Annotated in this window: 22 protein-coding genes; all 22 read left to right on the top strand. The window is 41.3% G+C overall.

The annotated features are described in order from the left end of the window. Positions 1-517: 517 nt before the first annotated feature. Positions 518-2065, top strand: coding sequence for a cardiolipin synthase (cls, locus tag BU200_RS04130; protein ID WP_075098964.1), 1548 nt, complete (start codon positions 518-520; stop codon positions 2063-2065). Between the two features lie 397 nt (positions 2066-2462). Then, positions 2463-4706 (top strand): single-stranded-DNA-specific exonuclease RecJ, encoded by a 2244-nt coding sequence (recJ, locus tag BU200_RS04125; RefSeq protein WP_075098963.1) that lies wholly within the window; start codon positions 2463-2465, stop codon positions 4704-4706. An 834-nt stretch (positions 4707-5540) separates the two neighbouring features. Continuing rightward, positions 5541-6053: an adenine phosphoribosyltransferase gene (locus BU200_RS04120; protein WP_075098962.1), complete on the top strand. Its 513-nt coding sequence runs from the start codon at positions 5541-5543 to the stop codon at positions 6051-6053. A gap of 661 nt (positions 6054-6714) precedes the next feature. Then, complete coding sequence (metA, locus tag BU200_RS04110; protein WP_075098960.1) at positions 6715-7656, top strand: homoserine O-acetyltransferase MetA; 942 nt, start codon at positions 6715-6717, stop codon at positions 7654-7656. Positions 7657-7665: 9 nt separating this feature from the next. Then, positions 7666-8343, top strand: coding sequence for a DnaD domain-containing protein (locus BU200_RS04105; protein ID WP_075098959.1), 678 nt, complete (start codon positions 7666-7668; stop codon positions 8341-8343). A gap of 3 nt (positions 8344-8346) precedes the next feature. Continuing rightward, positions 8347-9033 (top strand): tRNA (adenine(22)-N(1))-methyltransferase, encoded by a 687-nt coding sequence (locus BU200_RS04100; RefSeq protein ID WP_075098958.1) that lies wholly within the window; start codon positions 8347-8349, stop codon positions 9031-9033. Beyond that, positions 9020-9814 (top strand): Nif3-like dinuclear metal center hexameric protein, encoded by a 795-nt coding sequence (locus tag BU200_RS04095; protein WP_075098957.1) that lies wholly within the window; start codon positions 9020-9022, stop codon positions 9812-9814. The genes BU200_RS04100 and BU200_RS04095 overlap by 14 nt, the downstream gene beginning before the upstream one ends. A 72-nt stretch (positions 9815-9886) precedes the next feature. After that, positions 9887-10756, top strand: coding sequence for a glucose-1-phosphate thymidylyltransferase RfbA (gene rfbA / locus BU200_RS04090; RefSeq protein ID WP_075098956.1), 870 nt, complete (start codon positions 9887-9889; stop codon positions 10754-10756). After that, a complete protein-coding gene (locus BU200_RS04085) occupies positions 10756-11349 on the top strand; it encodes a dTDP-4-dehydrorhamnose 3,5-epimerase family protein (RefSeq protein WP_075098955.1) in 594 nt (197 codons plus the stop codon). The genes rfbA and BU200_RS04085 overlap by 1 nt, the downstream gene beginning before the upstream one ends. 133 nt (positions 11350-11482) lie before the next feature. Then, positions 11483-11944: a phosphoribosylanthranilate isomerase gene (locus BU200_RS04080; protein WP_075098954.1), complete on the top strand. Its 462-nt coding sequence runs from the start codon at positions 11483-11485 to the stop codon at positions 11942-11944. A 36-nt stretch (positions 11945-11980) separates the two neighbouring features. Beyond that, entirely contained in the window at positions 11981-13027 is a 1047-nt protein-coding gene (gene rfbB, locus BU200_RS04075; RefSeq protein ID WP_075098953.1) for a dTDP-glucose 4,6-dehydratase, read from the top strand. Positions 13028-13355: 328 nt separating this feature from the next. Then, complete coding sequence (locus BU200_RS04070; protein WP_075098952.1) at positions 13356-14051, top strand: glycosyltransferase family 2 protein; 696 nt, start codon at positions 13356-13358, stop codon at positions 14049-14051. Positions 14052-14054: 3 nt separating this feature from the next. Continuing rightward, positions 14055-14399, top strand: a complete 345-nt coding sequence (locus BU200_RS04065; protein ID WP_075098951.1) for a DUF2304 domain-containing protein — start codon at positions 14055-14057, stop codon at positions 14397-14399. Beyond that, complete coding sequence (locus BU200_RS04060; RefSeq protein WP_075098950.1) at positions 14383-15669, top strand: lipopolysaccharide biosynthesis protein; 1287 nt, start codon at positions 14383-14385, stop codon at positions 15667-15669. Before BU200_RS04065 ends, BU200_RS04060 begins: the two co-directional genes overlap by 17 nt. Further along, positions 15650-16438 (top strand): glycosyltransferase, encoded by a 789-nt coding sequence (locus tag BU200_RS04055; RefSeq protein WP_075098949.1) that lies wholly within the window; start codon positions 15650-15652, stop codon positions 16436-16438. Before BU200_RS04060 ends, BU200_RS04055 begins: the two co-directional genes overlap by 20 nt. 192 nt (positions 16439-16630) lie before the next feature. Beyond that, positions 16631-17479 carry a dTDP-4-dehydrorhamnose reductase gene (rfbD, locus tag BU200_RS04050; RefSeq protein WP_075098948.1) on the top strand — a complete coding sequence of 283 codons (849 nt, stop codon included), beginning with the start codon at positions 16631-16633 and terminating at the stop codon, positions 17477-17479. A gap of 22 nt (positions 17480-17501) precedes the next feature. Continuing rightward, positions 17502-18524 carry an LPXTG cell wall anchor domain-containing protein gene (locus BU200_RS04045; protein WP_075098947.1) on the top strand — a complete coding sequence of 341 codons (1023 nt, stop codon included), beginning with the start codon at positions 17502-17504 and terminating at the stop codon, positions 18522-18524. A 1543-nt stretch (positions 18525-20067) separates the two neighbouring features. Beyond that, positions 20068-21216, top strand: a complete 1149-nt coding sequence (cps2T, locus tag BU200_RS04040) for a beta 1-4 rhamnosyltransferase Cps2T (protein ID WP_075098946.1) — start codon at positions 20068-20070, stop codon at positions 21214-21216. Further along, positions 21213-22148, top strand: a complete 936-nt coding sequence (locus BU200_RS04035; protein WP_075098945.1) for a glycosyltransferase family 2 protein — start codon at positions 21213-21215, stop codon at positions 22146-22148. Before cps2T ends, BU200_RS04035 begins: the two co-directional genes overlap by 4 nt. A gap of 2 nt (positions 22149-22150) precedes the next feature. Continuing rightward, on the top strand, positions 22151-22957 hold the full coding sequence (locus BU200_RS04030; protein ID WP_075098944.1) for an ABC transporter permease: 807 nt from the start codon (positions 22151-22153) through the stop codon (positions 22955-22957). Then, on the top strand, positions 22957-24156 hold the full coding sequence (locus BU200_RS04025) for an ABC transporter ATP-binding protein (protein WP_075098943.1): 1200 nt from the start codon (positions 22957-22959) through the stop codon (positions 24154-24156). Before BU200_RS04030 ends, BU200_RS04025 begins: the two co-directional genes overlap by 1 nt. Before the next feature lie 8 nt (positions 24157-24164). Then, positions 24165-25208, top strand: coding sequence for a LicD family protein (locus tag BU200_RS04020; RefSeq protein ID WP_075098942.1), 1044 nt, complete (start codon positions 24165-24167; stop codon positions 25206-25208). The last annotated feature ends 5 nt before the right edge of the window (positions 25209-25213 follow it).

Raw genomic sequence — 25213 nt, 5'->3', positions numbered from 1 at the left:
GAAATAGAAGTTTGCGGAGCAAACTCTCTCTAAGGATCTGCGTCGTATTTCCTATTTTCGCTTTGAGTTTTTAACGGGCTTTGTATCTTAGGTAATTGAACTCGGACTAAGAGCTGTGTAAAAAAGATAGATTTCCTCGTGTTCATGGAACACCACGTCAATCTCCTATTTTTACTTTGCTCTTTACGTCCTCTGTATCTTATTTGAGCTACAACTCACTGACAAAGCGCAGTCAAAAGGTTGAGTAAACCCAGATAACATCACAGTAGGCATCTGATTGTAGTTATCACTACAATCTAGTTGCCTTTGTGGGGGTCTCACTACGAAGCGAACCGCTTCTGTTCGGCCGCCTATTTTGTCTAGGAGTTGCTTTACGCTCTCATATCTTGGAATTGAACACGCCCTAAACTCTGTGCGAAAAAGATAAATACTCCTAGAAGCAGTGGCTTCTGCGTCGTATTTCCTATTTTCGCTTTGAGTTTTTAACGGGCTTTGTATCTTAATGAAAGGAGATGTTATGAAAAAGTTATGGAGGTTGATTTATAGTCGGACCTTTATTGTTCTTTTGTTGATTGCGGTGACGGTGGGAGCGATTTTATGGACGGTCACTTCGGCAACGGTGCTGGCTCCCACTCTATTATCTGTATTGCAGATTTTTTCAATCTTAGTGGCTATCTCGGTGATTAACCGCCCGATGAATACCAGCTTTAAATTGACTTGGATTGTCTTTATCATTGGGATTCCGATTTTTGGTGCCCTGTTTTATTTTATCTTACAGTCCAATATCGAAACCAGACGTTACCGAAAGACCTTTAAACGCCAGAGTTTGCTCTTACGCTTATATGGACAGACTTCACCCAAGGTTCTAAATGCACTAGCAGAGCAGGACAAGGATCAGTTGAAGCTAGCGCACTATATGAACCAATATGTTGGCTATGCTCTTCATTCCAATACTGATGCGACCTATTTTTCATCTGGAGAGGCTAAGTTTGAAGCCCTGTTGAATGAATTACGCAAGGCAGAAAGATACATCTTCATGGAGTATTTTATTGTTGACTTTGGCTACATGTGGGACTCTATCCTAGAAATTTTAAAGGAAAAAGCAGCGCAGGGAGTGGAAGTTCGCTTTATGTACGACGGCACCAATTCCCTGACCCTTCTGCCTTATAATTATTATAAAACCTTGAGAAAATACGGTATCAAGGCCAAGGTCTTTTCTCAAATTATCCCTGCCTTATCAACCGTTCAAAACAACCGAGACCATCGAAAGATTGCGGTGATTGACGGGAAAGTAGCCTTTACCGGTGGGGTCAATATTGCGGATGAATACATCAATCGCAAGGAGCGCTTTGGCTACTGGAAAGATGCAGCCATTATGGTCAAGGGAGAGGCTGTTGCTAATTTCACCCTTATGTTTTTGCAGATGTGGAATTTCAATGAAAAGACACAAAATAATGATTTGAAATACCTAAAAGACCACCATGACCAAGAAAAGTCAATCATTGATTCGGAGGGCTTCTTCCTACCTTATGGCGAGAGCCCCTTTGATGGAGATGAAGTGGCAAAGCGGGTCTGTCTCGATATGATTCAGTCAGCGACCAAGTATATCTATATCATGACCCCCTATCTGGTCTTGGATGATGAGATGTTGGATAATTTGACCTATGCAGCCAAGCGAGGGGTGACGGTTCGTCTCTTGCTACCACATATTTATGATAAGCAATCGGCTTATCTAGCGGCACGAACAGACTTTCCGACTTATCTGGAGGCAGGTATTGAAATTTATGAATACACCCCAGGCTTTGTCCATTCAAAGGTCGTCCTTGTCGATGATAAAAAAGCAACGGTCGGCACGGTCAATATGGATTTCCGCAGCTTCTATCTCAATTTTGAATGCGGTCTCTATATTTATAAGCATCGCCAAGTATTAGCGGATATTCACAAGGATTTTGAAGATTCCTTTGCCCAATCCGAACAGATTACACTGCTGAACTTTGCACGCACTTATCCTTGGTATAAGCGATTCGCTGGCGCTCTGATGAAGATTGTCGCACCGCTCTTGTAGAAGAATAAGGCTCCTTTTGCAGGGGCTTTTTCTATGGGGCGATTTTGTTGCCTAGTCAGATTTTGATTTTTATAGGGAGTATGAAGTGTATGCCTGTATGGTTGGTCACTCTTTTTTTTCGAGCTCAATTCTAAAAGATAAATTTAACAGCTATATAGCCGTTTAGTTTATTTTTAGTACTAGGCAACGAGTCGCAGGTAGTACTGGGGGTACAGCAAGACGAGTTAACGAAGTAATAAAAATATAAACTAAATGACTATATCAATAGCTGACGCCGGCCTTTCTTCATGGTATAATGGTAGGCAAATATCATACTCATACTCTGCAAAAATCATTTTTAGTGAGTATCAATTGAACATGACCGAATTTCTGTTCAAAGAGTATAAGGAGAACAATAGTGATACAATCAACTTATGAGTGGACCCTAGTTCCAACGATTTCAGATGAAGGTTTTGCGAAAGTGGCTAAAAAAGAGGGTCTGGATTTGGCTGCTGCCAATTTTCTGTATACACGAGGGATTCAGAATGAAGAGGCTCTCAAGAAATTTTTACAGCCTAGTCTAGAGGACTTGCATGATCCCTATTTGCTACATGGGATGAAAGAGGCAGTGGAGCGGATTCGCCGTGCGATTGAAGTGAATGAGTTAATCTTAGTGTACGGTGATTACGACGCTGACGGCATGACATCAGCCTCCATTGTCAAAGAAGCCCTAGAGGAACTGGGAGCGGAATGCTTGGTCTATCTCCCCAATCGCTTTACAGATGGTTATGGACCCAATCAGTCCGTCTATAAATACTTTATTGAACAGCAAGGCGTGTCCTTGATCGTCACGGTTGATAATGGCGTGGCAGGGCATGAAGCGATTGACTATGCCCAGAGTGTCGGCGTTGATGTCATTGTGACAGACCACCATTCCTTGCCTGAAAGCTTGCCCAATGCCTATACTATCGTTCATCCAGAGCATCCAGACGGAGATTATCCTTTTCCTCATCTGGCAGGGTGCGGTGTTGCTTTTAAGCTGGCTTGTGCCCTATTAGAAGCCGTACAGCCAGAGTGGCTCGATTTGGTAGCGATCGGCACCATTGCGGACATGGTCAGCTTGACTGATGAAAATCGGGTCTTGGTCAAGTATGGTTTGTCCATGCTCAAGCAGACAGAGCGACTTGGCTTGCAGGAGTTGATGAGTTTAGCGGATATTAGCCCGGAAAGTCTGACAGAAGAAACGGTTGGTTTTCAATTGGCACCGCGCTTGAACGCTTTGGGTCGTCTTGATGATCCTAATCCAGCGATTGAATTACTGACAGGATTTGATGAGGAGCAGGCACAGACGATTGCCCAGATGATCGATCAGAAAAATACTGAACGCAAAGACATTGTTCAAGCCATTTATGACCAAGCAACAACCATGATTGACAAGGAAAAACCTGTTCAGGTCTTGGCTAAGGAAGGCTGGAATCCTGGGGTCTTAGGTATCGTGGCAGGGCGCTTGCTAGAAGAGTTGCAACAGCCGATTATCGTTCTCTCTATTGATGAGGGTAGAGCTAAAGGATCTGCCCGTTCGGTTGCCTCTATCGATATTTTTGAAGCCTTGAAAGACCATCAGGATTTGTTTATTGCCTTTGGTGGACATGCAGGCGCTGCGGGAATGACCTTAGAAGTCGATAAGCTGCATCTATTATCGGATACCCTCTCAAGCTATATCTTGGACAATGGCTTGGATCAGGTCAGCAAGGGAGAATTGTTGCTGGATGAAGAATTGGATCTGGAAGAATTGACCCTCGATACCTTGAAATCCTTTGAGAGTTTAGCTCCCTACGGCATGGAACATAAAAAACCTGTCTTTTATATCAAGGATTTTCAGGTCGAATCAGCTCGAACCATGGGGCAGCAAAATGTCCACCTCAAGTTCCGCATTACTAAAGGGCGGGCTGCCTTTGATGTGGTTGCCTTTGGCTTGGGGCATTTGGCACTTGAAATTTCCCAGAGCAAGCACTTGGAGCTGGCTGTCAGTCTATCCGTCAACAAATGGAATGGGCAGACGACCCTGCAATTGATCTTGGTCGACTTACGGGTAGAGGGTGTTCAACTCTATAATCTTCGCAGTAAAAAAGCGAATTTCCCAGCAGGTGTTCTGGTGATTGATGCCAACCAAGACTTACCAGATGTGACTGGTCATCAAGCTATCGGAATTGCAACGGTTCCAGATGATATACAGGTGTTGAAAGGCTTGTTCCAAACCCATGATTTTCAGGCTATCTATTTCAAAAATGAGATTGCTACTCCCTACTACTTGGATGGCTATGGCAGTAGGGAACAATTTGCACGTCTCTACAAGACCATCTATCAGTTCAAAGAATTTGATGTTCGTTACAAATTAAAAGAGCTGGCTAACTATCTCAAGATAAAAGAGCCTCTCTTGATTAAGATGATACACATTTTCCAAGAATTAGGCTTTGTCACGATTACAGATGGCGTCATGACTGTCAATAAGGAAGCAGCAAAACGCGAGATTAGCGAGAGCACCATTTACCAAGAACTGAAAAAGCAGGTAGTCGAGCAAGAACTTATGGCACTCGGCACCGTTCAGGAAATTTATGACTATCTAAGATGTGAAGCCGTTAAAAAAACGACTGAAAATTAGGAAACATGACGAAGAAGCGTAGCTTCTAGGAATGTTTATCTATTTTCCGAGGTTTTAGGCTGAACTCAATTACCTAAGATACGAGGGCGTTAAGTGAGCAAAGCAAAAATAGGAGTTTTGACACGGAGCCTTAGAGAGAGTTTGCTTTCGCAAACTTCTTATTTCCCACCTCCAGAGGTATAGTATACCTCTGGAGCTAGGAAAAACTATCCCTAAAGGGAGCCATATCTGTAACCAGTTAAAACTGGAACAGCTACGTCTCTTTTTTGCACAGCTCGTAGCCCGAGTTCAGTTAAACAAGATACAAAGCCGTCAAGAACTCAAAGCGCACTCCTTTATGTAATAACAGTCACTTCCCTGACTGTTATTACTGTACCTGTAAAGCAGGCATAGCCTGCAACAGCTACGGCAAACTAGGAAACATGACGAGTGAAAAGCTCCAGTGGAGGTTTTCAGCTTACTCCCTAAAGGGAGCCGCAACTGACACGAGTTTCACTCGTCCTATCTCCAACCTTCAACAGTCTATTCCCAGACTGTTGAAGCAACTAAAGTTGCAACAGTTGCGTCTCTTTTTTCCGAGCTTTTAGGCTGAACTCGATTATATAAGACGAGTTAACGAAGTAGTAATTGGGCTCTATAAAAATAGAAACGAAATGACCATAGTTGAAAGTGCTGCTGTATCAAAGCTAATCCAAATGACCGTAAAAACTCTCAAATACTAAAAAATATGATATAATGAAGAGCGTTGCTCATGAAACATCAGAGCATTTCTACCATAGGAATCATTGATGTTTGAGAGTATCCGTAAATATAGAAGAATAAAGCGAGAATACAATGAACTTAAAAGATTATATTGCTTCGATTGAGAATTATCCGCAAGAAGGGATTATCTTCCGTGACATCAGTCCTTTAATGGCTGACGGTAATGCTTATAGCTATGCTGTTCGCGAGATTGTCCAATACGCGACCGATAAGAAAATTGATATGATTGTGGGACCTGAAGCGCGTGGTTTTATCGTGGGGTGTCCAGTTGCCTTTGAACTTGGTATCGGCTTTGCCCCTGTGCGTAAGCCGGGGAAGTTGCCACGCCAAGTGATTTCAGCGGACTATGAAAAAGAATATGGTGTGGACACCCTAACCATGCATTCAGATGCCATTAAGCCTGGTCAACGTGTTTTGATTGTTGATGACTTGCTAGCAACAGGTGGTACGGTCAAGGCGACCATTGAAATGGTCGAACGTTTGGGCGGTATTGTTGCAGGTTGTGCTTTCTTGATTGAATTAGATGATTTGAAAGGTCGCGAAGCAATCGGAGACTACGACTACAAGGTCTTGATGCACTACTAATAGCTTTTGCAAATCAAACAAAGAGTGTGGATAGATTGAGTTTATGTCCTTTGGGGATATTGTGGGCTTTTGATGTCTTTGTATCTTGTATAACTGAACTCGGGCTACAACTCACTGACAAAGCGCAGTCAAAAGGTTGAGTAAACCCAGATAACATCACAGTAGGCATCTGATTGTAGTTATCACTACAATCTAGTTGCCTTTGTGGGGGTCTCACTACGAAGCGAACCGCTTCTGTTCGGCCGCCTATTTTGTCTAGGAGTTGCTCCCACAGTCTAGGAATAGACTGTGGGAGGTGGGAGATAAAACGAGCAGTGCTCGTGTCAAACAGTCTAGGAATAAACTGTGGGAGGTGGGAGATAAAACGAGCAGTGCTCGTGTCAAACAGTCTAGGAATAGACTGTGGGAGGTGGGAGATAAAACGAGCAGTGCTCGTGTCAAACAGTCTAGGAATAGACTGTGGGAGGTGGGAGATAAAACGAGCAGTGCTCGTGTCAAACAGTCTAGGAATAGACTGTGGAAGGTTGGAGATAGAACGAGTGAAACTCGTGTCAAACGCCCTCGTATCTTGGTATAGATTGAAACTATAAGGTTTCCTATTTTTATTCTAATTGAAAGGCGCTTGCTCCTGTTATATAATGTAACAAAGGAGGAGTGACCAATGCCGATTAAGTTAGAAAAATCTTTACCCGCTGTTGAGCAGTTAAAAGCAGAGAATATCTTTGTCATGGACGATGACCGTGCCAGTCATCAGGATATTCGTCCCCTACATATCTTGATTTTAAATCTAATGCCACAAAAGATTGTGACTGAAACGCAGTTGTTGCGCCTCTTAGCCAATACGCCCCTGCAAGTGGAGATTGACTTTCTCTATATGGAAAGCCACTGTTCCAAGACGACCCAGGCGGCACACATGGAAGAGTTTTACCGTACCTTTGGAGAAGTGAAAGATCGCTATTTTGACGGTCTGATTGTCACGGGAGCGCCTGTTGAAAATTTAGCCTTTGAAGAGGTGGATTACTGGGAGGAGTTGCTCGCAGTCTTTAACTGGGCAAAGAGCCATGTCTACTCGACACTCCATATCTGTTGGGGAGCCCAGGCGGGGCTCTACGCTCGCTATGGGATTGAAAAGCATAGCCTGCCGCAGAAGCTGTCAGGTGTCTATCGTCAGGAAGTGCTGGCTGAACGAAATCCCTTGATGCGGGGGTTTGATGATGAATTTCGTGCCCCTCATTCTCGCCATACCGATGTAAGGGCAGTAGACATTGAGCGCTTGGAGAATCTTCAGGTTTTGGCTCAAGGGACAGAGGTAGGTCTATCCATTGTCGCAAGTAGCGACCTTCGTGAAGTTTACAGTTTTGGTCATTTGGAATATGATCGTGACACCCTTGCAAAAGAATATGAACGCGACTGCCTTGCAGGGCTAGATCCTGCTCTTCCAGAGCATTATTTTAAAGGAAATGACCCGACGGCACGTCCAGTTTTGACATGGAATTTGCCCGCAGCTCAATTTTTTACCAACTGGATTAACTATGCCGTCTATCAGGAGACGCCTTATGACTGGAAGACGTTTGAACAATCGGCCTTATCAGCAAGTTTATAAAGAGGAACTATGAATTATTTACAGCAATTTCAGAAAGGCTATCTGGTTCTGCCACCGGATTTGCTCTTTCATTTTAAGGACCTATTTCCCTCAGCTGATGACTATCTTGTCTGGCAATTCTTTTGTTATCAAAATACCAGCAATGTCGAGGGGCTGGCACCCAGCCAGATTGCCCAAGCTTGTGGTAAGACTGTTTCTGAAATCAATCGTTCGATTGAGCAGTTGCAAGAAGCAGGGTTGCTGGATTTTAAAACCATCAATCTATCCGGGGAAATCGAAATGATCTTTGACGCCTCACCTGCCTTGGAAAAATTAGATGCACTCTTGCAGTCTGTAACACCTATACCGGAGACTGAGGCGATTCAGTACGACCTCAAGCAATTGGTGGCAGATTTTGAGGCAGAGCTGGGTCGATTATTGTCTCCGCTTGAAATCGAAGATCTGCAAAAAACATTGAATGATGACCAGACTGCACCAGAAGTAGTGCGGGAAGCCTTGAGAGAAGCTGTATTTAATAATAAGACAAATTGGAAGTATATCCAAGCGATCTTGAGGAATTGGCGCCGTGAGGGGATTACGACGGTCGCACAAGTAGAGGCAAAACGGCTTGAGCGAGAAGGTCAGCAACCTCGGAATATCTCTGTGTCAGCAGATTTCTTAGAAGCTATGGATTATTGGAAAGAGTAGAAGATGAATCAGAAAATTTCAAAACGTCTGGAAATGGTGGCTCAATTTGTGCCACAAGATGCTCGTTTGGTAGATGTAGGGAGTGACCATGCTTATCTCCCTCTTTTTTTGGTAGAAAGGGGTGTCGTTGCCTATGCTATTGCAGGGGAAGTCGTCCAAGGACCCTATCAATCTGCCCTACAAAATGTGCAACAGTCTAGCTATGGCGATCGCATTGATGTCCGTCTAGCAAATGGACTCGCCGCCTTTGAAGAGGCGGATCAGATGACCGTTATTACCATTGCTGGTATGGGAGGACGCTTGATAGCCGACATCTTAGAGTCAGGAAAGGACAAGCTCAAGCAGATCGAGCGCCTCATTTTGCAGCCGAATAATTGCGAAGATGATGTGCGGACATGGCTAGAAGCCAACCATTTCAAATTGGTCGCAGAAAGCATCTTAGAAGAACATGGAAAATTCTATGAGATTCTGGTCGCGGAAGCTGGCAATCAAAGGTTGACAGCGCTGGAAAGACGGTTTGGTTCCTATCTATTACAGGAAGCATCACCTATCTTTCAGCGAAAATGGGGATTAGAAGTAGACAAATTACAGCATGCCCTAGACCAAATTCCTAGGGAACATGGAGTGGAGCGTGCCCGTATTGAGAAAAAAATACAGCAAATCAAGGAGGTGCTAGATGTTAGCAAGTAAAGTCATTGAACGGTACCAGACCTTTTGTTCGCCAAGCCTATCTATGGAAGGTGATGTCTCTGGACTTCAGTTCGGTACCTTAAATAAGGATATCCAAAAAGTCATGGTGGCGCTCGATATTCGGGAAACAACGGTCGCTGAAGCCATTGAGAAAGAGATTGACTTGATCATTGTCAAGCACGCGCCGATTTTCCGACCGATTAGCAATCTGGTGGCAGATGATTTACAGACGAAGATTTACCTAGATCTTATCAAGCATGATATAGCAGTCTACGTCAGTCATACAGATATTGATGTGGTTTCTGATGGCTTGAATGACTGGTTTTGTGAGCTGTTAGGGATTACAGATGTCACCTATCTCCATGAAACGCAGACCGGCCAAGGAATTGGTCGGATTGGAATGGTAGAGGAGCAGACCTTAGAAGAACTTGCTCTCAAGGTCAAGCAAGTCTTTGAACTAGATGCTGTGCGCTTGGTGACTTATGATGATCAGAGCCAACAACTGGTGAAGCATGTTGCCATTTGTGGAGGAAGTGGCGGCAGCTTTTGCAAGGATGCGCTAGGAAAAGGAGCGGATGTCTATATTACAGGAGATATTTACTACCATACTGCTCAAGAAATGTTGACCCAAGGGCTATTGGCTATTGATCCGGGGCATCATATCGAAGTGCTCTTTGTAGAGAAAATCGCCCAAAAATTACAAGAGTGGGCAGAAAAAGAGAACTGGGATATCACCATTGAGACCTCCGGTATCTCCACCAATCCATTTCGTCATCTCTAATCCAGCAAGAGGTGACATTCTTACTGAAAAATGGTAGAATAAAGCAAATACGATTGAAAGGCTTTTGCAACTATGAAAGGTATTATTCTCGCAGGAGGTTCTGGGACACGTCTGTATCCCTTGACCCGTGCAGCATCTAAGCAATTGATGCCTATTTATGATAAACCGATGGTTTACTATCCCCTATCAACCCTAATGTTGGCAGGTATCAAGGATATTTTAATCATCTCTACACCGACAGATCTGCCACGTTTTGAAGAAATGTTAGGTGATGGCTCTGAACTTGGTATTTCACTGTCTTATGCCATTCAGCCAAGCCCAGATGGTCTTGCTCAGGCCTTTATTATTGGGGAAGACTTTATCGGTGATGACTCGGTAGCGCTTATTCTTGGGGACAATATTTACCATGGAAATGGCTTGACCAAGATGCTTCAACGTGCAGCTAGCAAGGAAAAAGGCGCGACGGTCTTTGGCTATCAAGTAAAGGATCCAGAACGTTTTGGTGTGGTCGAGTTTGATGAGGCTATGAACGCTGTCTCTATCGAGGAAAAGCCAGAAATACCGAAGTCAAATGTTGCCGTAACAGGTCTTTACTTCTATGACAATAGCGTGGTAGAAATTGCCAAAAATATTCAGCCCTCCCCTCGTGGTGAACTAGAAATTACGGATGTTAACAAGGCTTACTTGGAACGTGGTGACCTCTCTGTTGAGTTGATGGGACGTGGTTTTGCTTGGCTTGATACAGGGACACATGAGAGCTTGTTAGAAGCAGCCCAGTATATTGAAACCGTACAACGCTTGCAAAATGTCCAAGTGGCAAACCTTGAAGAAATTGCCTATCGCATGGGCTATATTAGCAAGGAGCAAGTCTATGAACTCGCTCAATCATTGAAGAAAAATGAATACGGGCAATACTTGCTCCGTCTGATTGGAGAGGCTTAATGACAGAAAAGTTTTTTGGCAAACCCTTAGCGGTCAGAAAGATTGATGCCATTCCTGGCATGTTGGAATTTGACATTCCGGTTCATGGTGATAATCGCGGCTGGTTTAAAGAAAATTTTCAAAAGGAAAAAATGGTGCCCCTAGGCTTTCCGGAACGTTTTTTTTCAGAAGGAAAATTGCAAAACAACGTCAGCTTTTCCCGCAAGCATGTTTTACGTGGACTACATGCAGAACCTTGGGACAAATACATTTCAGTTGCTGATAGCGGTAAAGTGCTAGGCTCTTGGGTCGACTTGCGTGAGGGTGATAGTTTTGGAAATGTCTACCAAACAGAGATTGACGCAAGCAAGGGAATCTTTGTGCCACGTGGCGTGGCAAATGGTTTTCAAGTCTTGTCCGATACCGTAGCATACAGCTACTTGGTCAATGACTACTGGGCATTGGAATTAAAACCTAAATATGCCTTTGTCAACTATGCAGATCCAAGTTTGGGGATTCAGTGGGAAAATCTTGAGGAAGCAGAGGTATCTGATGCAGATAAACATCATCCAATGCTTCAGGATGTCAAGCCATTAAGAAAAGAGGACTTGTGAGATGTACGATCACTTTTTAGAGATTGCGACGGTATTATAGTTATTTAGTTTGTTTTTAGTACTAGGCAACGAGTCGCAGGTAGTACTGGGGTACAGCAAGACGAGTTAACGAAGTAATAAAAATATAAACTAAATGACTATAAATGAGCTAGGCATCGTCCCTCTACTGATGGGGTCGGTTGGCTTAGAGCAACGATCAGGTCGAAGTTGGTCAGCCCGTGATCTGGATATTCAAGTTCCAAGTGACCCTAGAGGTTGGGAGGCGCCAGATGAGGAGAGGATCTATCGGGCAGATGAATTGATCGCCATGATGGAGCAACTCGGCTATACCTTTGTGGATCGCCATGAGTTTGCCTTTCAAAATGGGGACTGTGTAGTAGAATTTGGAGGTCTCTCTTCGCTCCCAACATTTGCGGGAGTTCCTCTAGAGGAATTAGAAGAAATAATCGATGGTGACGTTCGCTACTATTTGCCTACCTTGGAGCAATATTTAAAGATTTACCAAGCATCCTCTAAAGATAGCTATCGTAATGACAAGAACAATCAAAAAGATTTTGCCAAAATCGCTTACTTGGAAGAAGTCTTGCAAACATGAGTTGATTGGCAATGAAAAAATAGTACTGGAGAAATCATGTCTGAATTTAAAAATATCATCGTTACAGGTGGGGCTGGTTTTATCGGCTCAAACTTTGTACACTATGTCTATAACAACCATCCAGATGTCCATGTGACCGTCTTGGATAAGTTGACCTACGCGGGAAATCGTGCGAATCTTGTGGAGATTCTCGGTGAACGTGTGGAGCTGGTCGTTGGGGATATTGCAGATGCTGAATTAGTGGACAAGCTAGCCGCAAAAGCAGATGCTATTGTTCACTATGCAGCTGAAAGCCACAATGACAACTCGCTCAATGATCCAAGTCCGTTTATCCATACCAACTTTATCGGTACCTATACCCTTTTAGAAGCAGCTCGTAAGTACGATATTCGCTTCCATCATGTTTCAACAGATGAAGTGTATGGAGATCTTCCGCTTCGTGAAGATTTGCCAGGTCATGGGGAAGGGCCAGGTGAGAAATTCACCGCTGAAACCAAGTACAATCCAAGCTCGCCTTATTCATCCACCAAGGCTGCGTCTGACTTGATTGTGAAAGCATGGGTGCGCTCTTTCGGTGTCAGAGCAACCATTTCCAACTGTTCAAATAACTACGGACCTTACCAGCACATTGAAAAATTTATCCCACGCCAGATTACCAATATTTTGAGCGGTATCAAGCCAAAATTATACGGGGAAGGGAAAAATGTTCGCGACTGGATTCACACCAATGACCATTCATCAGGTGTCTGGACCATCTTGACCAAGGGTGAAATCGGAGAAACCTACCTAATCGGTGCAGATGGGGAGAAAAACAACAAGGAAGTCTTAGAACTAATCCTAGAGAAAATGGGGCAAGCTACTGATGCCTATGACCACGTGACAGACCGTGCAGGTCACGACCTGCGCTATGCGATTGATGCAAGCAAACTTCGTGATGAATTGGGCTGGAAACCAGAGTTTACCAACTTTGAAGCAGGCCTAGAAGAAACGATCAAGTGGTACACAGACCACGCAGACTGGTGGCAGGCAGAAAAAGAAGCCGTTGAAGCCAACTATGCCAAGACCCAAAAGGTGATTAAATAAAGAGTAATAAAAGCGGAAGAAGGGGTGAGATACTCCTTAAAAATATTTCTATAGTGGCTTTTAGCTCGAATACAATTCTGACTTCTGTAGGATACAAAGCCTATTAAAAGCTAAAAGTGAAAATAGGAGATTACAGCTGTGTTCACTTGGTTTACTTTTTGATTTTTATTGAGTATTGGCTTCCTACCTACATGTGCAGTGTCTCATCTGAATGGAATATAAACTGATTAGACTAATTAATTGTGGGAAATTTAGAAGATATCTGCTTTTGAAAAAAATAGTTTACTATAGTATAATGAATGTATATCAATTTTAAGGAGTTAACTTAGTGAAATCTTCAGATGTACTCATCATCATTCCAGCTTATAATGAGGAAGGGACGATTGAGCAGGTTGTTGGGAATCTCATTGCCAACTATCCGGAATATGACTATGTCATCATAAATGATGGATCCAAGGATCGGACATCAGAAATTTGCCACCAATGTGGGTTTACGATTATTGACTTGCCTGTGAATTTAGGATTGGCAGGCGCATTTCAAACAGGGCTAAGATATGCCTATGAACATCATTATAAAAAAGCAGTACAATTTGATGCAGACGGTCAACATTTACCAGAATATATTGAGGCACTTGATAGGAAAATGGATGAAGGTTATGATCTGGTTATAGGTTCTCGATTTGTAAAGGAAAAACGTGAAAATTCTTTGCGAATGCTGGGAAATAGCTTAATTAGTGCTGCGATCAAGCTGACAACTGGTAGGACAATCAATGATCCAACCTCGGGAATGCGAATGTTTTCGGAAGGATTGATCAAAGAATTTGCCCTTAATGTCAATTATGGACCAGAACCAGATACAGTATCCTACCTTATTCGCAATGGTGCAAGAGTTGCAGAGGAGCAAGTTTATATGCAGGAACGCCAAGCAGGTGAAAGCTATCTGACGCTCTCTCGCTCGATTCACTATATGACGCACATGTTTGTATCTATCTTGTTGATTCAAAATTTTAGAAAGAGGGGATAAGAGATGACGATTTGGTTTCAGGTAGTATTGGTAGTTGTCTCTGTTTCGACATGTGCCTTTATTTTGAAAAATATCCGTAAATCTCAGGTGCAGATTACAGATGCTATTTTTTGGGTGTTTTTCTCGCTGATTTTACTTATTTTCAGTATTTATCCACAGTTGGCAGAAAGCCTGTCCAGAGCTTTAGGAATAGTTTCATCGGTAAATTTTATCTTTCTGTTTATCATTTTCTTGTTACTAATCAATCAATTTCAATTGACTATCCGATTGTCAAAATTGGATTCAAAATTTAAAGATCTGGTTCAAGTAATAGCGCTACGGAGCAGAATTCATGAAGAAGAGGAGTAGTCCTACGGCTAAGTCTGTCTACATGTGGAATATGCTCGGGAATCTAGCAGCCGCAGGAGTATCAGTCTTGTACCTTCTACTGGTCACACGCCTAACCTCTGATAGGGTTGCAGATCAGTTCAGTCTTGCCATTTCCATTGGAAATTTATGGGTTATCATCGGGCTTTTTCAAGTTCGGAATTATCAAGGAACGGACATCACACAGCGTTATTCCTTTACGCATTACTTTTTTTCCCGCTTGTGGACGATAGGGATTATGCTTGTGACGATTATTCCTTATCTTTATCTCATTCATTATGATCTGTCTGCATTCTCATTATCGCTCTTATTGTTGATTATCTTATATAGAGCAAGTGATGCTTTATCAGATGTATTTCAGGGCTTATTTCAGCAGAATAGTCGGCTAGATATTGCGGGAAAGTCTATGTTTTTCCGCTATGTTTTCAGTGTATTGATTGTATGGATCGGATTGCTACAGACAAAATCCTTAATCCTATCATTAGCAGTATTAGCAGGTTTTAATCTTCTGTTTATTGTATGCTACGATTATCATTATTCGCATCAGTTTGCAACAATTGATTGGAACTATTTCGGAGATAGAAAGTACAGACAAGAAAGTTTTCAGGTTTTGAAGCAGTGCGTCTCCCTATTTGCTTATGGTTTTTTACTAAACCAAATTTTCAATGAGCCTCGATTAGTTATTGCGGCTGGTCTGAGGTCAGGAATGTTAGGAAAAGGTCTGCAGAGAGATTATAGTATTCTCTTTATGCCTGTCTTTTTTATGAGTTTATGTGTCTTGGTAATACGTCCCTTGATTACCAAACTTGCTGTTTTCTGGCAGGAAAGAAATATGGAGTGCTTCAATCAGATTGTCAAAAAAATAGTGCTTGTGTTGAGTGGTATTAGTATTTTTGTGGTTGGTGTAACCTTTCTGATTGGTCCAGAAATCATGACGCTTGTGTTCGGGGTTGATTTGTATTCCTATCGCTTAACCTTAACTCTCCTTGTTTTTTCAGGTTTTCTTTATGCCCTAGCTACCGTTTTTGAAAATATTCTTATTATTTTTCGCCAGCATCCAAGGTTATTTTTTGTTTATATCCCGATGTTTGCATGTTCTAAATGCATCACTTTTGCTCAAGTAATGGAAAAAAAATTACTAGGAGCAGCAGTGAGTTTCATGATGACAATGGTGATTTATGTAGTGGGAACCTATATCATTTTTTACTATTTTAAGAAAAAAGGAGAAAAGAATGGAAAGAGTTTGGTATAGGCATACCTTTGTAATCTGTGCTTATGGGGATAGTCCCTATTTGGAAGAGTGTATACAGTCGCTTCTCCACCAGTCCCTACAATCAAAAATTATCTTGTATACCTCTACTCCTAGTCCACTTATAGAGCAATTATGTCAGCAGTACCACATTCCTTGGTACACTAGCCAAGGCGGAGGGATTGGAAAGGATTGGAATGCAGCCCTGTCTTTTGTAGAGACAGAGTATGCTACGATTGCTCATCAAGATGATTATTATCACAAGGATTATGCAAGATATATCTTTGAGAGTAGTCAGAAGTATCAAGACTCTTTGCTCTTATATTCGGATTATGTGGAGGAAAAGGCTGGTAAAAAAATTAAGAGAACGCTGAATTTGAAGATTAAAAATCTGATGTTACGAGTTTTGTCTGTTTTTCCCAATAGTCCTTTTTGGCGAAAAAGAGTTCTTGCATTCGGAAATGCAATCTGCTGTCCTGCGGTCACCTACCATTTAGCTAGGTTAAAAGGATTTAGATTTGATGAGTCCTTAAAGGGTAATCTGGATTGGGTTGCTTGGTATCAGATTGCCGATTATAAAGGAAGATTTACCTTTATCAATCAAGAACTCATGTGTCACAGAATACATGAAGGTTCAGAAACCTCCAAAACAATCGAAGATAACACTCGGACGGTAGAAGATTTTGAAACCTTGCGCTTGTTTTGGCCAACGTGGTTTGCGAAGTTTCTCATGAAATTCTATATCAAAAGCCAAAAGACGAATCATCAGTAAAAGTCTTTGTAGAGTGATAGAAAGGTATCAGGTTATCTGCTGGACTGAGGAGGTACGAGGATCATAAACTAAAAACAGTGAAAAACTTCAGTATTGTCTGATAGATACTTGAGGCAAACCATTTAGGTGACATAGGGCACTTTGCCATTTTTTCTGGTATAATAAAAGGAGAAATGTAAAAAGGAGTCAATCATGATTTTAATTACAGGAAGTAATGGGCAATTAGGGACGGAGCTACGTTATCTTTTAGATGAACGTGGTCTCGAATACGTTGCAGCAGATGTGGCGGAAATGGATATTACTGATGCTGAAAAAGTAGCAGCCTTTTTCGAAAAAGTAAAACCGACTGTGGTCTATCACTGCGCAGCCTATACAGCGGTGGATATGGCGGAAGACGAAGGAAAAGAGCTGAACTATGCTATCAACGTAACAGGTTCTGAACATATTGCCAAAGCAGCCGAACAATATGGGGCAACCTTGGTCTATATTTCTACTGACTATGTCTTTAACGGAGACTTGCCCCTTGGGCAAGAATGGCAGGTAGATGATCAGCCAGACCCTCAATCAGAATATGGTCGTACCAAGCGCTTGGGGGAAGAAGCAGTGGAAAAATATGCCAGCAAATTCTACACCGTACGTACGGCTTGGGTATTTGGAAACTACGGGAAAAACTTTGTCTTTACCATGCAAAACCTTGCTAAGACCCGTGATACTTTGACCGTTGTCAATGACCAGCATGGTCGTCCAACTTGGACTCGTACCTTGGCGGAATTTATGGTTCATCTGGTCGATAGCCAGCAAGCCTTTGGCTATTACCATTTGTCAAATGATGCCAAAGAAGATACAACTTGGTTTGACTTTGCAAGAGAAATTTTAAAGGATACCGATACCAAGGTAGTACCAGTCGATTCCAGCCAATTTCCAGCCAAGGCCAAACGTCCTTTTAACTCCACCATGAGTCTGGAGAAAGCCAAAGCAACAGGCTTTAGCATTCCAAGCTGGCAGGAGGCACTGGAAGCATTTTACCAACAGGGGAAATAATTTATCTAAGGAGGAAGATAAAATGAAAAAGAATAAGATGATGAAAAATTTATTGCAGGCAGGACTAGTTCTTAGTTTACTAGGAGGAAGCAGTCTTCCCGTTTTCGCTACCTTACCTGTAGCGGCAGAAACGGTTCAGGTCAAGACCTATGAGCTGACAGCTGAAGAAAAGGCAGGGATTCAAGAATATACCCAAGCTAAATTACGGGTCGAGATGCAGGAATTTTATGAAACTGTGCTCAAAGAAATGTTGGATATTGCTCCCGAACTAGCTACTAAGGCTTGGGAGGAAGAAAGTGCGGACATAGAGAAGACTTTAACGCCGGAGCAGTGGGTAGTATTTGAGGGAATTAAACAATCTCTTATCAACAGTATCGCTGGACATTATCACTTCCTATGGACGATGCGAGGTGCAATGGGTGGTTACGGTATTCAGGAAGCTAAGGATACAGTTGCTAAGTATGAGGAAGATGATGAAGCAGCGACACCACCTGAAGTGGAGCTGGCTGCATTAAAGTATATGAAAGAACTTATCTTAGCAGAACTGGCTAAGAACAAGGCGGCTATAGAGGGTTATCAAGAATATGCTGTTGAAGAAGAGAAAAAATTTCAGGCACTCTTTCTTCAAGATACGATTGATATAGAAGCTCTACAGACTCAAATAATCCAATATGGTCAAGCCCTTGCTACGGCCTCTCAGCCAGAGTTTCCTTTTGACTTCACAGGGATTGAGCAGCGAATTGAGGAGTTAACTCGCCAATTGACTCCACAACCTAAAGAAGGAGAGTCAGGCGGATTAGGAACGAATGGATCTGGGAATCTACCTCCAACTCCAGCTGGTCAAGGAGATCCAGGAACTGGTTCAAATGATCAGCCAGGCGGGACAGGAGAAAACAATCCACCTGAGAACAATACTACTGGCAATCAGGTCAGGATTTTACCGAAAACGTCCAGTACTCAAGGGATGATGTTACCAACTCTCGGTCTATTCCTAGTTGGCCTAGTAAGCCTTCTTCTAGCCAAGAGAAAGACAGAAAAAAACTAAGGCTCGCTCAATAACATCAAATAGTGTATAGAGTTCTAAAATCAGTCAAAGTCTAGCTACTTTGGTTGATTTTTTATGATTGTTTCTAGAGAGGAATACTCAATAGGTCAAAAGCAAATAAGAAAGCTAGCCACAGGCTGTGCGGATTTCTCTTTTTACCTCATACTCGTTAAAAATCAAACTCTGCCCCTGTTTATTCGCTTGTTGACATTCAGTTCTACCTGCGGTTTCGTTACCTAATAGATGTTGATTTTTATAGATGCTACTGGTGCTTGAAGAATGAGTTTCAAAATGCGTTCGATGTAAACTCCTATTGAATGCATTTTTGTGCTATAGTCATTTAGTTTATATTTTTATTACTTCGTTAACTCGTCTTGTATAATTGAACTCGGACTACGAGCTGTGCAAAAAAGAGCGATACCTGTTTCAGTTTTAGCTGATGATGGTTCTTTAGGAAATAGGCTGAAAACCTCCACTGGAGCTTTTCACTCGTCAAAACTCCTATTTTTGCTTGGCTCGCTCCCACAGTCTAGGAATAGACTGTGGGAGGTGGGATATAAAACGAGTGAAACTCGTGTCAAACGCCCTTGTATCTTGTATAATTGAACTTGAGCTACAACTCACTGACAAAGCGTAGTCGAAAGGTTAAGTAAATCAAGAAATATCACAGTAGGCATCTGATTGGCGCTTATACGCCAATCTAGTTGCCCTTGTGGGGGCTCACGACGAAGCTAAAGCTTCTGTTCGGCCGCCTATTTTGTCTAGGAGTTGCTTCCACAGTCTATTTCTAGACTGTGGAAGGTTGGAGATAAAACGAGTGAAACTCGTGTCAAACGCTCTCGGATTTTGTGTAATTGAACTCGAGCTAAGCACTGTGTGAAAAAGATAAATTGCCTTGTGTCTTAAGACACGGCGTCAATTTCCTATTTTCACTGTGTGCTTTTAACGCTCTCGTATCTTATAATTGAACACGCCCTAAACTCTGTGCGAAAAAGAGACATAACTGTTTCAGCTTCAGCTGATGATGGTTCTTTAAGAAATAGGCTGAAAACCTCCACTGGAGCTTTTCACTCGTCAGATTTCCTAGTTTGCCGTAGCTGTTACAGGCTATGCCTGCTTTACAGATACGGATACTCTTGAGTGCGCTTTGAGTTTTTTACGGGCTTTGTATCTTGAAATTGAACTCGGACTAAAAGCTCGGAAAATAGATAAACATTCCTAGAAGCTACGCTTCTACGTCATGTTTCCTAATTTTCATTCGCTTTTTTGACGTCCTCGTATCTTAAATTGTACCATTGAGAAAAGTTACACTTTTCTTATCTGTCACTTGTCTAGTTATCAACTAGACAACTACCTGCGACTTTTAACGAAAACTTCGTTTTCTTCATTTCCCATCTCAAACAGTCTCTCCCCAGACTGTTTGAGCTAGTACTAAAATAAACTAAACGGCTATAATGTCAGCGCTTCGCTCCACGTTTTTCTATGATTTTTATCTAATTTATGGTAAAATAATACGATATTACTTTTTAGAGTTTGGGACATTATGAGACACGTTTTTATCATTGGCAGTCGTGGATTGCCAGCTAAGTATGGCGGTTTTGAGACCTTTGTTGAGCAATTGGTGAGCCGTCAAGTCAGCAAGAATATCAAGTACCATGTGGCATGTTTATCAGACCACTCACACCATGAGCATAGCGATTACAAGGGAGTGGACTGCTTTACCATCAATCCTCCTAAGCTAGGACCTGCGCGTGTGATTATCTATGATATGATGGCGATCCGCTATGCCCTTTCTTTGATAAAAAAAGAGCAGTTGGAGAGACCGATTTTCTATGTTTTGGGAAATACAATTGGTACCTTTATTGCACCTTTTGCCAGCCAGATTCGTGCAGCAGGAGGCAGCCTCTTTGTCAATCCGGATGGGCTAGAGTGGAAACGAAGCAAATGGTCTCGTCCTGTCCAGGCCTATCTCAAGTATTCTGAAAAGTTGATGGCTCGCTATGCAGATCTAGTAATAACGGACAATGAAGGGATTGAAGCCTATATTCGCAACTCCTATCCCGGCTCCAAGACCACCTATATTGCTTATGGGACAGATTTATTACCAACAACTTTAGGCAAGGAAAGCCCAGAAGTACGTGCATTTTTTGAGCGTTTTCAGTTAGTGGAAAAGGACTATTACCTAGTTGTAGGGCGATTTGTACCGGAAAATAATTATGCGACAATTATTCGAGAATTTATGGCATCTACGACCTCTAGAAAATTAGTGATCATCTGTAATTACGAGGGATCAGCTTATTTTGAAACCCTGAAAGCTGAGACGAAATTTGACACGGATGCACGGATCTTATTTGTAGGAACAGTCTACCAGCAGGAATTATTAAAATACATTCGCCAAGAAGCACGGGCTTATCTGCATGGTCACGAGGTTGGTGGAACCAATCCAGGTCTGCTGGAGGCCTTAGCTCAGACTGATGAAAATCTGCTTCTAGACGTTGAATTTAACCAAAAAGTTGCAGCTGACACTGCCTACTACTGGACTAAGAAGAAGGGTCATTTAGCCAACTTGCTAAATAGCATTGACGCCCAAGAAGAAAGCCAAGCGCTGGGTCAAGCGGCCAAGAAGCGGATGGAAACTTACTATACATGGGCGCAAATTGTTGGGCAGTATGAGGATTTATTTTTACGATGAAAGTACATATCTTACTCTCCACCTACAATGGTGAACGCTTTTTAAAAGAACAGCTGGATAGTATCTGCCACCAGACCTTTGGTGACTGGACCCTGTTGATTCGCGATGATGGGTCAAGTGACGGAACGCGGCAAATCATTGGCGAGTATTGCCAAAAAGATAGTCGGATTCACTTGATCAATCCTGATGAGACGACAAATCTTGGTGTGATTCGAAGTTTTCATGCCCTCTTGCAATATGGCGCTGCAGACTACTATTTCTTCAGTGACCAAGATGATATTTGGTTAGAGCAGAAATTGGAACTCCAGCTTGCTGCTGCAAAGAACTATCCGAAAGACAAGCCCCTGCTCGTCTATACGGACTTAACAGTCGTAGGGCAGGACTTGACCGTGATGTCTCCAAGCATGATTAAAAGTCAATCGGGTCATGCCAATACCCAATTGGTGCAGGAGTTGACAGAAAATACAGTTACTGGTGGTGTTGCCATGATCAATCATTGTTTGGCTACCTATTGGACTGGTCAAGAAGAACACGACTTACTGATGCACGATTGGTATTTAGCCCTAATTGCCTCAGCACTGGGAAATCTGGTCTACATTGATGAGCCGACAGAACTCTATCGTCAACATGAAGCCAATGTCTTGGGAGCACGCACTCTTAAAAAACGGATGAGACATTGGATTCGTCCCCATGTACTATTTGACAAATATTGGAAATTGATAAAAGCCAGTCAAAGGCAGGCTAAGAACCTCTTAGCGCTCCCCCTAACCGCTAAGGACAGAGCATTGGTAGAGAATTTTGTCTCCATTATGGACGTACCCGTTTGGGAGCGGCTCAAGCGGCTCCGTACTTACGGCTATCGGAAAAACAAGGGCTTTCATACTCTGGTCTTTACCAGCTTAATCCTGACGAAATTTGCTTATAAGGAGTAAACATGAATTTATTTCATAAAAAAAATATTATTTTACTAAAAGAAATGGTCAAAACAGACTTTAAACTACGGTATCAGGGAAGTGTGATTGGTCATCTCTGGTCTATCCTGAAACCTCTGTTGTTATTTACAATCATGTATTTAGTATTTGTACGCTTTTTGCGCTTTGATGATGGAACACCTCACTATGCAGTGAGTTTGCTCCTCGGTATGGTCACATGGAACTTCTTTACAGAAGCGACTAATATGGGAATGCTCTCTATTGCTTCTCGTGGTGATTTGTTGAGAAAAATCAATTTTCCAAAAGAAATTATCGTATTTTCTTCAATCATCAATGCTGCGATTAATTATTTTATCAATTTATTAGTTGTATTTATCTTTTCACTGATTAATGGAGTAACACCAACTGTGCAGGTACTGGTTATAATCCCATTGTTTATCGAATTACTGCTATTTGCTACAGGAATCGCTTTCATCTTATCAACATTTTTTGTCAAATACCGTGATATTGGGCCTATTTGGGAAGTTATTTTACAAGCTGGAATGTACTCGACACCAATTATTTATTCTATAACCTATATTATTCAAAGAGGACATATGACTGTTGCAAAAATTATGATGTTGAATCCTTTAGCTCAAATTATTCAAGAATTGCGACATTTTATTGTCTATTCTGGAGCAACAATTTCAAGTGATATCTTTAACAATAAATTATTTTTAACGATCCCCTATATACTATCTATTTCAGTTTTTCTATTTGGATATGTATTGTTTAAACGAAAATCTAAGAAATTTGCGGAGATTCTATAATGACAGAGAAACAAATTGCTTTAAAAGTAGAACATGTGAAGAAATCATTTCGCTTGCCGACAGAGTCTACTCAAAGTCTGCGAACTAGCTTAGTTAATTACTTTAGAGGAATTAAAGGGTATAGGGAGCAACACGTATTAGAAGATATTTCTTTTGAAGTTGAAAAAGGGGACTTTTTTGGAATTATTGGACGGAATGGTTCAGGGAAATCGACTCTTTTAAAAGTTATTTCTCAAATTTATACACCAGAATCTGGAAGAGTTATTGTAAATGGAACTTTAGTACCTTTTATTGAGCTTGGCGTAGGATTTAATCCAGAATTGACCGGTCGTGAAAATATTTATTTAAATGGGGCTTTGTTAGGTTTTTCTAGAGAAGAAATTGCGGATATGTATGATGATATTGTAGAGTTTGCAGAGCTAGAAGAGTTCATGGATCAAAAATTGAAGAACTATTCCAGTGGAATGCAGGTGCGCTTAGCCTTCTCAATTGCAATTAAAGCTCAAGGGGATATTCTAATTTTAGATGAAGTGCTCGCTGTCGGAGATGAGGCATTCCAGAGAAAATGTTTTGATTATTTTCGTCAACTTAAAGAAGAAAAAAAGACAGTAATACTTGTGACCCACTCAATGGATTCTGCCAGAAAATTTTGCAATAAGGCGATTATGCTAGAAGAAGGAAAGGTTGTTTTAAACAGTTCGCCTGAAGAAGTTGCAAATTATTACACAATGAAAAATTTAGATAACCATGTACACGATGAGTCAAGAGAAGATACAACGGATAAGCCGTGGATTAAAATCGAACTACTTTCTAAGACAGTCTTATCTAGTCAAGATATATTGAAAGCAAGGATCTTTTACTACACTCCCGACGATGTTCCTGTTAGCTTTGGTATTTCTCTAATTGATGAAAGTACGGATAAAACGGCTTCTGTTATCAATGATGGTATTTATGATGAGCATAGGAAGTGGAAGATTACCTCGAAAACAAAAGGAGTCCACTCTTTTGTTTATGAGTTGGAATTAACAGATTTCAACAATCGAAACTTTGAATTGACAGCCTCTCTATTTCAGTTTGATGAACAATATAAGGAATTTATTCCTTATGCATTCATAGAGAAAGAAGATATTGTACATTTTGCTATTCGAGGTGAAAAGCATGATAATGGATTGTTAAAATTAAAAGGAACCTGGGAGTAAATAAGCAAATGAATCCTATACAACAAAAAATGTTTCATGTATATGAGGAAATTAAAAAAATTTGTGAGGAGAATAATTTACGCTATTTTGCTGCTGGTGGTACTAAAATTGGTGCTGTATTGTGGCAAGGGATTATTCCATGGGATGATGATATAGATTTGGTAATGCCCATAGATGACCTAGAAAAATTGGTGGATATTATTCAGTCTTCAGAGTCTGAAGAGATTGCGGTTTTTAATGGCCTAACTGCCCTACATTCTGATATTTTAGGAATCAAGGTTTATGATGCTCATTCTATGTTTACATCCAATAATTTGTTGAATCACCCAGATTCATTTACGGGTATTTTTGTTGATATATTTCCACTGATAGGAGCTCCGACTGGAGATATTTATCCTTTTATTGAAGATATTTATGAAGTCAGTGATACATTATATCGACAAAGATTATTTGGGACAGATGAGGCATTCATTTTTCAATGCATCGAAAAGATGGACGAGATACTTCATCGCTATCCTTTTGAAGATTCTGATAATATTTTAAATGTTGCTAATCCAATTGGAGAGCACTATTCTAAGGTGGAGTTTTTAGACTGTCAGTCTTTTCCTTTTGAAACCAGTCATATTCCTATATCTAAAGAGTATGATAGTCATTTAAAAAAACAGTACGGTTCTTACACGAAAGATTGGCCTGTGGAAAAAAGACATAGTTTACATCAGGAATTTGCATTAGTAGATGATAAGAAAAATATTGAATTTTATAAAGAAAGTATTAAAAGTAGTCCTATCAAAAACTATATTGAAAAATTATGGGATATTAAAATCGGACTAGAAAAATCAGTCTTTGATATTGATGATCATCGAAAAATGATGGAAAAAAAATACCAGCAATTAGAAAAAAGTTATCAACAGCTAGAGCACGAAAAAGAAGTGCTAGCTGAGTCCTTGAGAGAATTGGAATCTCGATACCTATCTCTGATAAATTCTCAAAGTTGGAAAATAACGAAACCATTAAGAGACATTACAAATTTTATTCAATCTAAACGAAAGTAAAGAAC

Source organism: Streptococcus acidominimus (assembly GCF_001921825.1).
GTDB classification, from domain to species: Bacteria; Bacillota; Bacilli; order Lactobacillales; family Streptococcaceae; genus Streptococcus; species Streptococcus acidominimus.
Note: the sequence above shows the minus strand (reverse complement) of the source record. Positions and strands in the feature narration are given on the sequence as shown.